An 11,692-nucleotide genomic window follows, 5' to 3' on the forward strand; every position below is an offset into this window, starting at 1 on the left:
GACGACCAACCGACTCGGGAGATTTCACTGTGAAGGAACTCAAGGGCGCGGCGCTGCGCCTGGGAATCTTCCTGACGGTGTGCGCGCTCGGTGCGTTCCTCCTGGTGGCCGTGTTCGGGCAGGTTCGTTTCGGGGAAGGCAAGAACTACCTCGCCCAGTTCGTCAACGTCTCCGGCCTGCGCGAGGGTGACCTCGTCAGGATCGCCGGTGTTGAGGTCGGCAAAGTCCAGACGATCACGGTCAACCGGGACGCGACGGTGACGGTCGAGTTCTCGGCCGACGAAACCGTCTCTCTCACCGAAGGATCCCGGGCGGCGATTCGTTACGACGACCTGATCGGCAACCGCTTCCTCGCGCTGCTGGAGGGCGCCGGGCCGCTTCAGACGCTGAAGCCAGGTGGCACGATTCCCCTCAACCGCACCGAATCCGCGCTGGATCTGGATGCCTTGATCGGTGGTTTCCGTCCGCTCTTTCGGGCGTTGGACCCTGACCAGGTCAACGAGTTGACCGCACAGTTGATCGAGGCGTTCCAGGGACAGGGGCCCACGATCGGGTCGTTCCTCAACCAGGCCGCCGCGGTCACCAACACACTGGCCGACCGCGATGTTCTGATCGGGGAGGTCGTCGACAACCTCAACGTCGTGCTGGGTTCGCTGGGTGGCCAGACCGAGAGGTTCGACAAAGCGGTCACGTCGCTTTCGACACTGGTGCAGGGCCTCTCGGACCGTAGAAGCGACCTCTCCGAGGCGGTGGCCTACGTCGACGCCGGCGCCGGGTCGTTCACCGATCTGATGTCGCAGGCCCGGGAGCCGTTCCAAAAGGTGGTTCACGAACTCGACCGGGCCGCGGGAATCGCGGTGGCCGACCACGAGTACCTCGACCGCTTCATCAATGAGCTGCCGGACAAGTACCGGGCACTGAACCGTCAGGCGATGTACGGCGACTTCTTCAGTTTCTACCTGTGCGATCTGGTGTTGAAGCTCAACGGGAAAGGGGGCCAACCGGTGTACGTCAAGGTTGCCGGTCAGAGCACAGGGAGATGCGCACCCAAATGAAAACGTTCTCCGAACGCAGCCCGGTGCTCATCGGGGTCATCGGTATCACCATCGTGGCCACGATCACGATGGCCGCCCTCAACTATCAGAAGCTGCCGTTCTTCAGCCAGGGAACTGACTACTCTGCCGAATTCGCCGACGCCGGAGGACTGTTCACCGGCGCCGCCGTCGAGGTCTCCGGTTATCCCTCCGGGAAAGTCTCGAACATCGAACTCGACGGGCAACAGGTACGTGTGACGTTCTGGGTGGCCAAGAACATTCACATCGGAGACCGCTCCGAGGCCCGGATCATCGCGAAAAGTCTTCTGGGAACCAAGGTGCTGGAGGTGCTTCCGCGCGGTGACGACCCGCTCGTCGACTCGATCCCGATGGACCGGACGACATCGCCCTACCAGCTGCCCGACGCGGTGGGTGACCTCGCGGCCACGATCGGCGGGCTGAACACGGTTCAGCTGTCGGACTCGTTGACCACGCTGGCACAGACCTTCTCCGACACCCCGGAGGAGTTGAGGAGCGCCGTGCAAGGTGTGGCGCGGTTCGCGCAGACACTCAACGCCCGCGATGCCAATCTGCGCGACCTGCTCCAGAACGCGGCCAAAGCGACGGAAGTACTCGCCAAGCGGACCGACCAGGTGGTCAGCCTGGTGCGCGACACCAACGCCCTGCTTGCCGAGCTGCGAACGCAGAGCGCAGCGCTGGACAATATCTGGTACAGCCTCTCCACCGCGGCGCAGCAACTCAAGGAATTCATCAACGAGAACCGACAGGAGTTGCGACCTGCCCTGGACAAGCTCAACGGCGTTCTGACGATTCTCGACAATCGCAAAGAACGCCTGCAGCTGGCGGTGAAAGGCCTCAACACCTATGCCATGTCGCTTGGCGAATCCATCTCCTCGGGACCGTTTTTCAAGGCGTACGTCGTCAATCTGCTGCCGGGACAATTCGTCCAACCGTTCATCGATGCCGCGTTCTCGGACCTCGGACTCGACCCGGCTGTACTGCTGCCGTCCGAGTTGACCGACCCGCCTACCGGCCAGGTCGGGACCCCGGCGCTGCCGGTGCCCTTCCCGCGAACAGGTCAGGGCGGCGAGCCCCATCTGACCCTGCCCGACGCGATCACTGGCAACCGCGACCCCAATCTGCCTGTCCAGTCTCCGGGCCGGTATCCGTATCGAGAGCCGCTACCGGCACCGCCGCCGGGCGGCCCGCCGCCCGGGCCGCCCGCACCCGCCCCGCCCGGACTCGAGTCGGTACCGGAACCGACGCCCGCACCCGTGCATGTGCCTGCCGCGCCGGGAGACCGGCCGTGATCGCCGCCGCGACGTCCCGCAAATTCCTGACCGTGGCGCTGGTTCTGGTGCTCATCGGCGGAGTGATCACCGCGGCGCGCGCCGCCGGTCACAGCGCCCGAACCATGGTGGTCGGCTTCTTCGACAACAGCACTGCGCTGTTCCCCGGCGACGACGTCCGCATTCTGGGCGTGCCGGTGGGAAAAGTGGACAGGATCGAGCCGCAGCCCGACCGCGTCAAGATCTGGTTCTGGTTCGACGGCGACGTCAAGGTTCCGGCCGACGTCAACGCGGTGATCCTGTCGCCGCAGTTGGTCACCGGGCGGGCGATCCAACTGACGCCCGCCTACGCCGACGGTCCCATGCTGGCCGACGGCGCGGAGATCCCGCAGACCCGCACCGCGGTGCCGGTCGAGTGGGATGACGTCCGCGAACAACTTCAGCGGGTGAACGAACTGCTGCAGCCCACTGAGCCGGGCGGGGTGAGCACGCTGGGCGCGTTCGTCACCACCGCGGCGAACAATCTGCGCGGGCAGGGCCCGGCCATCCGCGACACCATCATCAAGCTGTCGCAGACGTTGTCCGCGCTCGGGGACCACAGTCAGGACATCTTCGCAACATTCAAGAACCTGTCGACGTTGGTGTCCGCGCTACACGACAGCGCTGGTCTGCTCGAGCAGCTCAACGGCAACCTCGCCGCGGCAACGGCGTTGGTCGCCGACGATCCCAACAAGGTCGGGCAGACGGTCGAAGACCTCAACGCGGTGGTCGGTGATCTTCAGGGCTTCGCCGCGGACAACCGCGAGGCGCTCGGCACCACCTCGGACAAGCTGGGGTCGATCACCACGGCGATGGTCGAAAGCCTCGACGATATCGAGCAGGCTCTGCACCTGGCGCCTGCCGCGTTTCAGAACTTCAGCAACATCTTTGAGCCGGCCAACGGTTCCTTCACCGGCGCGCTGGCGGTCAACAACTTCGCCAACCCGATCGGCTTCCTCTGCGGAGCGGTCCAGGCCGCATCCCGACTGGGCGCCGAGCAATCGTCGAAACTGTGTGCCCAGTACCTGGCGCCGATCATGAAGAACCGGCAATACAACTTCCCGCCATTGGGTTTCGACCTCTTCGTCGGGGCTCAGGCCAGGCCCAACGAGGTCACCTTCAGCGAGGACTGGATGCGGCCCGACTACGTTCCGCCGGCCGCTGAAGGTCCGCCGGCCGCTGCAGTGCCTACCCCGGATGCCTCGGCACCGGAAACGGTTTCGACAGATCCCGCTGCCGGTCTGCCCGGCTTGATGGTGCCTGCTGGAGGTGGCTGATGACACGCATCCGCGTGCGCCATTGGGTGAAAAGTCGTACTGCGGCGATTCTGATCATGATCGTCATCCTGGGAGTATCCGGCTGCGGTGACTGGCGCGGGCTGAATTCGCTACCCCTTCCGGGCACTCAGGGCACGGGACCGGGGTCCTTCATCGTCCAGGCGCAGATGCCCGATGTGAACAACCTGCAGCAGAACTCGCGAGTGCGGGTTGCCGATGTGTCGGTCGGCACTGTGACCGACATCGAGCGGCAGGGCTGGCACGCCGTGGTGACCATGTCGTTGGACGGCGACGTCGATTTGCCCGCCAACTCCACCGCCAAGCTCGGCCAGACCAGCTTGCTGGGTTCGCAGCACATCGAGCTCACACCCCCGAAAACCGCTCCGCCGCAAGGCAGGTTGCACGACGGGTCGGTGATTCCGTTGCAGAACAGCAGTCTGTATCCGACCACGGAGCAGACACTGGCGGCGTTGTCGGTGGTGCTCAACGGCGGCGGGATAGGTCAACTACAAGACATCACCACCGCATTCAGCACGGCGTTGCGGGGCCGCGAGAAGGACGTGCGGAGTCTGATCGAGCAACTCGACAGATTCACCGCATACCTCGACGACCAGTCCGGCGACATCATCGCGGCCACCGAGAGCCTGAACCGCCTGGTCGGCAAGCTGGCTCGGCAGCAGCCTGTGCTGGATCGAGCGCTCGAAACCATCCCCGATGCGCTGGCGGTGCTCAACGAGGAGCGGCGGACCCTTGTCGACGCGGCCGACCGGCTGGGCGAGTTCGGCGCCATGGTCGCCGACACGGTCAATCAATCCGAAGAGGACATCGTCAAGATCTTGACGGAATCCGGAACGGTCCTGGAATCCCTGGCCGACGCGGGCCCGAGCCTGACCCGCGCCTTGAGCGGAATTCTGACCTTCCCGTTTCCGAACGAGACCATCGAGACGTGGCAGCGGGGCGACTACGCGAACCTGACCGCGATCGTCGACCTCACCTTGAGCCGTGTGGATGCGGCACTGTTCACCGGCACCCGGTGGGAGTGCGATCTGACGCTGCTGGAGCTGCAGTGGGGGCGCACCATCGGCCAGTACCCCAGCCCCTGCACGGGGGGCGGGCCGAACACCCCGGGTAACCCGCTGATCGCTCCTTACCGCTGGGACCAGGGGCCGTAATGCATCTGCATCGGTTGGCCAAGATCCAGCTGGCGGTTTTTTCGGTGATCGCCCTCGTCGCCATGTCGTTGATGGCCCTGCAGTTCATGAAGTTGCCGGCCAGGTTCTTCGGTGTCGGCCAGTACACGGTGACGGTGCAGCTTCCGAAAGCCGCCGGCCTCTATGCCAGTGGCAACGTCACGTACCGGGGCGTCGAAGTGGGGCGGGTGCAATCCGTGGACTTGAACGACACGGGTGTGACGGCTGTGCTGTCGCTGAGATCCGACATCGACATCCCGTCTGATCTCGTCGCCGAGGTGCACAGTCAATCGGCGATCGGCGAGCAGTACGTACTGCTGCTGCCCCGCGATGGCACCGCGCCGCCGCTACGGGACGGCGATGTGATTGCGCTCGCCGACACCAGCGTTCCGCCCGACATCAACACCATCCTCGGCCAGGTGGTCACCGGTCTGCAGGCGATACCCAAGGACGACCTCAAGACGACCATCAACGAGTCGTACACGGCGGTGGGTGGGCTAGGACCCGAGCTGACCCGAATTGTGCACAACTCCATCGATCTTTCGATCGAGGCGCGGGAGAATCTCGACCCGCTGATCGCACTGATCGAGCAGAGCCAGCCGGTGTTCGACTCGCAGACCAACACCTCCGATGCGATTCAGGCCTGGGCGTCGAACCTGGCCACCGTGACCAGTGAACTGCGAACACACGATGAGGACATCGCCGGTGTCTTGGACAACGGCGGCCCCGCGTTCGGCGAAGCGCGGCAACTGATCGAGCGGCTGCAACCCACCTTGCCGATCCTGCTGGCGAATCTGGTCAGCGTCGGCGAAGTCGCGCTGACCTACCAGGCGAATATCGAGCAGGTGCTGGTGCTGCTTCCCCAAGTCACTGCGGAAGCTGGGGCGACTTTCGTGGCCAACCGGGACACCGAGCAGGACTACCGCGGCGAATACCTCAGCTTCAACCTGAACATCAATCTGCCGCCGCCGTGCACCACCGGATTCCTGCCGGCCAGCCAGCGGCGGGCCCCCACGTTCGAGGACCACCCGGAACGCCCGCCGGGCGACCTCTACTGCAGGACCCCGCAGGACTCGATGTTCAATGTGCGCGGCGCCAAGAACACTCCATGTGTCACCCGACCCGGTAAGCGGGCGCCGACGGTGAAGTTGTGCGAGAGCGACGAACAGTATGTGCCGCTCAACGACGGCAACAACTGGAAGGGCGACCCGAACGCGACGCTGTCCGGCCAGGATATCCCGCAACTGCCGCCGGGCGCGCCGGCGGAAGCCCCGGTGGCGCCGCCGATAGGCGTCGCCCCATACGACCCGGCGACCGGTACCTACATCGGGCCGGACGGCCGGCAGTACCGGCAGGCTGATCTCGCGCAGCCGGCACCGGCGGAGCAGACGTGGCAGACGATGCTGCTGCCGCCCCGGTGATGGCTAGCGCAACCCGGTGAAGCTGGGACTTCAGCTGGGTGATGGGGAACGCGTGGTGCGGCTTTGAACAGATCGAAGATGTTGTGCCCAAACAGTTTCCGGCCGCCACTCGGTATACCGACCAGTCAATTGACCGGCGAGCCGGGTGTGATCGGGCACCATGGACGTCGTGTCCATCGATGCTGTGCTCGCTGAACTGTCCCTCGAGGAGAAACTATCGCTCACCAGCGGTGTGAAATTTTGGTACACGAAGCCGATCGAGCGTCTGGGCGTCCCGTCGGTGATGTTGACCGACGGCCCGCACGGTCTGCGCAAACAGCGGCAGGGCGCCGACCACCTCGGAATCGGCGACAGCGTGCCCGCGACGTGCTTTCCGCCGGCTGTCGCCCTCGGTTCAAGCTGGGACGTCGCCCTTGTCGAGCGGGTCGGTGCGGCCCTGGCCACCGAGGCGGCGCTCGAGCACGTCGCGGTCGTGCTCGGACCGGGCATCAACATCAAGCGCTCGTCGCTGTGCGGACGCAATTTCGAGTATCTGTCCGAGGATCCGGTGCTCTGCGGTGTTCTCGGCGCAGCGCTGGTGACAGGAATCCAGTCGAGGGGGGTCGGCGCCTCGGTCAAGCACTTCGCGGCCAACAACCAGGAGAGCGACCGGATGCGGGTCAGTGCGGACATCGATCCCCGGCCACTGCGCGAAATCTACCTCCGCGGCTTCCAGCGTGTCGTCGAGGATGCGCAGCCGTGGACGGTGATGTGCTCCTACAACCGCATCAACGGGGTGTACGCGTCGCAGGATGCGTGGCTGCTGACGCAGGTGCTGCGCCGCGAGTGGGGATTTGACGGCGTCGTCGTCTCGGACTGGGGCGCGGTGACCGACCCGATCGCCTCCCTCGGGGCCGGTCTCGACCTCGAGATGCCCGGCTCGCCGAGCGACGCCGACGTCCTCGCCGCGGTCCGGGACGGCTCACTCGATCAGCAGTGTGTGGACGACGCTGCTGCCCGAATACTCCGGTTGGTCGACAGGGCGCAGGCAGGTGCGGCCCTGGCCACCCCTCCCGCCGCCGGCGCTCACCACGCGCTCGCGCGCGAAGCGGCGGGCCGTTCCATCGTGCTGCTCAAGAACGACGGCGGCATCCTCCCGCTGGCGAAGCACGTAAACCTGGCAGTGATAGGGGAATTCGCTGTCCACCCGCGTTATCAGGGCGGCGGTTCGTCGATGATCAAACCCACCCGACTGGACAACGCGCTCGACGAGATCCGTTCGCTGGCAACCGGGGACGTCGTCCTCGCGGCGGGTTTCAGCTCGGCCGTCGACGTCTCGTCGGACGAGTCCACCCGGCTGCGGCAGGAGGCGCTCACCGCGGCCGAGTCGGCAGACGTCACCGTCGTCTTCCTGGGGCTGCCCGCCCGCCTGGAGTCCGAGGGTTACGACCGCGACGACATCGACCTACCGGCGCACCAGCTGCAGCTCCTCGCCGCTGTGCTCGAGGTCAACCCGAACACGGCGGTGGTGCTGTCCAACGGTGGCGTGGTGGCTCTGCCGTTCGCCGCCGAGGTGCCCGCGATCCTGGAAGGGTGGCTCCTGGGGCAGGCGGGCGGCGGTGCGATCGCCGACGTGCTGTTCGGCGAGGTCAACCCGTCGGGCAAGCTCACCGAGACCATCCCGGTCCGCCTCGCCGATACCCCGGCCTATCTCGACTTCCCGGGCGAGTTCTCCCACGTCCGGTATGGCGAGGGTCTGTTCGTCGGCTACCGCTGGTACGACACCCGCGACATCGAGGTCACGTTCCCCTTCGGACACGGCCTGTCCTACAACACGTTCGAGTACGGGACCGCCACGGCCGTCGTCAACGAGGACGGGGACATCGAGGTCGGGGTAGTTGTCACCAACACCGGCCCCGTCGCGGGTCGTGAGGTCGTCCAGGTGTACACCGCGTTGCCCGGCAGCAGGATCACCCGGCCGCGGCGGGAACTCAAAGCGTTCGCCTCGGTAGCGCTCGACCGCGGCGAGTCCCGCGAAGTCACCGTCACCGTCCGTCGAAAAGAACTGGCTTACTGGGATACTCGCGTCGACCGCTGGGTGGTCGAGGCCGGCACGTACACGGTGGACGTCGCCGCGTCGAGCAGGGACGTCCGTACGTCGGTCCAGGTCGACGTCGACGGAGATCCGGTGACCATCCCGCTGTCGCGGTCGTCGTCGATCGGTGAGGTGCTCGCGCACCCCGTGGCGGGCCCGATCCTGCAGTCCGCGATGGCGTCGGCGATGGCGGGTGCGGGCGAGGCCGCCGCGATCATGCCCGACGGTGTTGACCTGGCCCGGTTGCTGAATTCCTTTCCGATCGGGCAGGTCGGCATGCTGGCCGCCGGCAGCGGAGCCGAAGTCGACCCGGCGATGATCGATGCGCTGCTGGCGGCGGCGAATGCCGATGACGAGGGGACGGCGGCTCATGCACTGGACTGACCCGGGCCGTCGCGCCGCGGATCGCTGCTGCGTGATACCCGGTGATCGCCGAATCTCACGGGACGATGCGCCTCGGCGCCCACCACCGCGATCCGCCCTTGAACTGTCGGCGTTACCGTATCCGGTTCGGCTAGCATGGGCCGGTTATGGACGCCGACAGCCACGAAGTGAACGTCACCGGCCAGCGAGCCCTCGTGATGGGTGCGAGCGGCAACGTGGGCGCGTGCGTGACGCGGCACCTGGCGGCCGGTGGCGCCGACGTGCGGGTGCTTCTGCGCACGACCAGCTCCACCGTGGGAATCGACGGAACGGACGTCGAAAAGTGCTACGGGGACCTGTCCGACGGTGCGCAGGTTGCCGCCGCGATGTCCGACCGCGACGTCGTCTACTACTGCGTCGTCGACACCCGGGCCGAACTGCGTGACCCGGCGCGGCTGTTCGAGACCAACGTCAACTGCCTGCGCAAGGTGCTCGACGTCGCGGTGGAAGCGCACCTGCGCAAGTTCGTCTTCCTGAGCACGATCGGCACGATCGCCGTCGGCAGGAACGGTGAGACCGTGGACGAGGACACCCCGTTCAACTGGGCCGACCGCGCCGGTGGCTATATCGAATCCAGGCGTGCGGCAGAGGAACTGGTGTTCTCCTATGTAGCCGACCGCGGACTTCCCGCTGTCGTGGCCAACGTGTCGAATCCCTACGGCCCACCTGATTGGCAGCCGCGACAGGGGATGTTCGTCCAACTCGCGGCTCTGGGGAAACTGCCGTTCTACGTCCGCGGTGTTGCCTCCGAAGTCGTGGGGATCGACGATGCCGCCGACGCAATGCTGCGCGCGGCAGAGCATGGTCGGGTCGGCCAGCGCTACATAATCTCCGAGCGGTACATGACCCACCGGGAGTTGGTGACCGTCGCCGCCGACGCCGTGGGTGCGCGACGACCAGGTTTCGGCATCCCGATGGGCGTGATGCACGGTCTGGGATATCTTGCCGACGGTGTCGCGGCGCTGACCCGACGCGACATCCCGATCAGCAGGCAGAGTGCCCGGTTGCTGGCACTGACGTCACCGGCAAGCCACGCCAAGGCGACCCGGGAACTCGGCTGGCGGCCCCAACCGACCGAACACTTCATCCAGCGCGCGGCGGAGAACTACGTCAGCAGAGCCGGTTAGCCGCCAAATCCGCATGCCGCTCGGTGCCGGCCACCCGGATGCATCGAAGTAGCGTCGGCCCCCATCGGCGCGGCTGCCGACGTCGGATGGAATTTCTTCAGGTGGTTCGGCGGTTGGTGCCCAGTGATGCCGTCGGCAGACACACCAAGGGAGAACCCACGATGACCGATCGTCACACGGTAAGGCGAGCTCTGGTCATGGCCGGAGTCGGCGGCGTCGCCGCGGCCGGTCTGATCGGCCCCGGCGCGGCGAACGCGGATGCGGCCGAGGCCTGCTCCGACGTAGAAGTGGTGTTCGCCCGAGGCACCGCGGAACCGGTCGGTGTCGGCCGTGTCGGCCAAGCATTCGTCGACGACCTGCGGGGCTCCTTGCGCGGCCAGAGCATCAGCGTGTACGCGGTCAACTACCCTGCGTCATACGATTTTCTGCAGGCCACCCCGCAGGGAGCCGACGACGCCAGCGCTCACGTCCAGGCCACCGCTGCGAACTGTCCGGACACCAGCATCGTGCTCGGGGGATACTCGCAGGGTGCGGCCGTGGTGGACTTGATCACCGCAGATCCCAACGCGACCTTCGGGTTCGGCCGCCCGATGCCTCCTGCAGTCGCCGACCACGTCGCCGCGGTCGCGGTCTTCGGCAATCCTGCCGGCAAGATCGGGCGCACCCTCACCGCGATGAGCCCGCTGTACGGGACCAAGACCATCGATCTGTGCAACGGCGCCGATCCGGTGTGCTCCGACGGCGATGACCGGCCGGCCCACAGCCTCTATGTGGAGTCCGGATTGACCGATCGGGCAGCCGATTTCGTCTCCGGGCGGCTCGCCTCCGACACGCTGGTCAACGCCTCGGGCGCCACCGGGTAGCTCGCCGAGTGGCCGGATGCCCCTACTGATCCGATTAGTATGGGCAGTGTGACTGCTAACCGGCCCATCGGTCTGGACGCCGGTCAGCTGGCGGCGTTGTCGGCGGTCGTCGAGTTCGGCAGCTTCGACGCCGCCGCCGAGCGCCTGCACGTCACGCCGTCGGCGATCAGTCAGCGCATCAAAGCGCTCGAGCAGCGGGTCGGACAAGTGCTGGTCCTGCGGGAAAAGCCCTGTGTCGCAACGCCGGCCGGCAACCCATTGTTGCGTCTTGCTGCGCAGACGGCCCTGCTGGAGTCCGAGGCGCTCGCCGAGATGAGCGGTGGTTCCGCACAGCACCCGCGAATCGCGTTGGCCGTCAACGCCGATTCCATGGCCACCTGGTTCACCGACGTCTTCACCCGACTCCCCGATGTGTTGTTCGACGTGCGCATCGAGGATCAGGACCACTCCGCGCGGCTGCTGCGTGAGGGGGTGGTGATGGGCGCGGTGACCACCGAACGCGCTCCGGTCGGCGGCTGCCGCGTGCAGGCCCTCGGCGTGATGCGTTATCTGCCGGTCGCGACGCGGCAGTATGTGCAGCGATTCCTTCCGGACGGGTTCACGGTCGACGCTGTGGCCGCGGCCCCGTCGCTGGCGTGGAACCGCGACGACGCACTGCAGGATCAGTTGGTGCGCAAAGCGCTCCGCAAGAGCGTCCACCGGCCCATCCACTACGTACCCACCGCGGAAGGCTTCGGCGCGGCCGTACGTGCCGGGCTGGGCTGGGGCATGTACCCGGAGCAGCTCGTCGACAGGGCGTTCGTCCCGATCACCGCCCAGCACCTCGACGTCCCGCTCTACTGGCAGTGCTGGAAGTTGGACAGCTCGACGGTCATGCGGGTCACCGAGGCGGTCCGGGCGGCCGCGGCGGGGTTGCGCCGCAGCCGGTGACAGA

9 protein-coding genes are annotated in these 11,692 nt (G+C 66.4%); all 9 read left to right on the top strand.

All coding sequences use genetic code 11. The annotated features are described in order from the left end of the window. Positions 1-29 precede the first annotated feature (29 nt). The 9 genes from BEMPMBAN_RS07510 to BEMPMBAN_RS07550 all read left to right on the top strand — a co-directional run bounded on the left by BEMPMBAN_RS07510 (position 30) and on the right by BEMPMBAN_RS07550 (position 11,688). Entirely contained in the window at positions 30-1,055 is a 1,026-nt protein-coding gene (locus tag BEMPMBAN_RS07510; RefSeq protein WP_234897345.1) for a virulence factor Mce family protein, read from the top strand. Then, a complete protein-coding gene (locus tag BEMPMBAN_RS07515) occupies positions 1,040-2,365 on the top strand; it encodes an MCE family protein (RefSeq protein ID WP_234897346.1) in 1,326 nt (441 codons plus the stop codon). The genes BEMPMBAN_RS07510 and BEMPMBAN_RS07515 overlap by 16 nt, the downstream gene beginning before the upstream one ends. Then, positions 2,362-3,660 (top strand): MCE family protein, encoded by a 1,299-nt coding sequence (locus tag BEMPMBAN_RS07520; protein WP_425294942.1) that lies wholly within the window; start codon positions 2,362-2,364, stop codon positions 3,658-3,660. The genes BEMPMBAN_RS07515 and BEMPMBAN_RS07520 overlap by 4 nt, the downstream gene beginning before the upstream one ends. Next, positions 3,660-4,832 (top strand): virulence factor Mce family protein, encoded by a 1,173-nt coding sequence (locus BEMPMBAN_RS07525; RefSeq protein ID WP_159229735.1) that lies wholly within the window; start codon positions 3,660-3,662, stop codon positions 4,830-4,832. The genes BEMPMBAN_RS07520 and BEMPMBAN_RS07525 overlap by 1 nt, the downstream gene beginning before the upstream one ends. Beyond that, entirely contained in the window at positions 4,832-6,271 is a 1,440-nt protein-coding gene (locus tag BEMPMBAN_RS07530; protein ID WP_159229736.1) for an MCE family protein, read from the top strand. Before BEMPMBAN_RS07525 ends, BEMPMBAN_RS07530 begins: the two co-directional genes overlap by 1 nt. A gap of 160 nt (positions 6,272-6,431) precedes the next feature. Beyond that, positions 6,432-8,729, top strand: a complete 2,298-nt coding sequence (locus tag BEMPMBAN_RS07535) for a glycoside hydrolase family 3 C-terminal domain-containing protein (RefSeq protein ID WP_159229737.1) — start codon at positions 6,432-6,434, stop codon at positions 8,727-8,729. Positions 8,730-8,875: 146 nt separating this feature from the next. Next, complete coding sequence (locus tag BEMPMBAN_RS07540; protein WP_159229738.1) at positions 8,876-9,895, top strand: NAD-dependent epimerase/dehydratase family protein; 1,020 nt, start codon at positions 8,876-8,878, stop codon at positions 9,893-9,895. A gap of 161 nt (positions 9,896-10,056) precedes the next feature. After that, complete coding sequence (locus BEMPMBAN_RS07545) at positions 10,057-10,758, top strand: cutinase family protein (RefSeq protein WP_159229739.1); 702 nt, start codon at positions 10,057-10,059, stop codon at positions 10,756-10,758. A gap of 48 nt (positions 10,759-10,806) precedes the next feature. Beyond that, positions 10,807-11,688: a LysR family transcriptional regulator ArgP gene (locus BEMPMBAN_RS07550; RefSeq protein ID WP_425294943.1), complete on the top strand. Its 882-nt coding sequence runs from the start codon at positions 10,807-10,809 to the stop codon at positions 11,686-11,688. Positions 11,689-11,692 lie beyond the last annotated feature (4 nt).

Origin of the sequence: Mycolicibacterium austroafricanum, from assembly GCF_902705885.1 — a bacterium.
Lineage (GTDB): Bacteria > Actinomycetota > Actinomycetes > Mycobacteriales > Mycobacteriaceae > Mycobacterium > Mycobacterium vanbaalenii_A.

Bases quoted from the DNA above. Each gene is read 5' to 3' on its own strand.
- BEMPMBAN_RS07515 (WP_234897346.1), top strand. From the start codon at position 1,040: ATGCGCACCCAAATGAAAACGTTCTCCGAACGCAGCCCGGTGCTCATC.
- BEMPMBAN_RS07525 (WP_159229735.1), top strand. From the start codon at position 3,660: ATGACACGCATCCGCGTGCGCCATTGGGTGAAAAGTCGTACTGCGGCG.
- BEMPMBAN_RS07530 (WP_159229736.1), top strand. From the start codon at position 4,832: ATGCATCTGCATCGGTTGGCCAAGATCCAGCTGGCGGTTTTTTCGGTG.
- BEMPMBAN_RS07535 (WP_159229737.1), top strand. From the start codon at position 6,432: ATGGACGTCGTGTCCATCGATGCTGTGCTCGCTGAACTGTCCCTCGAG.
- BEMPMBAN_RS07540 (WP_159229738.1), top strand. From the start codon at position 8,876: ATGGACGCCGACAGCCACGAAGTGAACGTCACCGGCCAGCGAGCCCTC.
- BEMPMBAN_RS07545 (WP_159229739.1), top strand. From the start codon at position 10,057: ATGACCGATCGTCACACGGTAAGGCGAGCTCTGGTCATGGCCGGAGTC.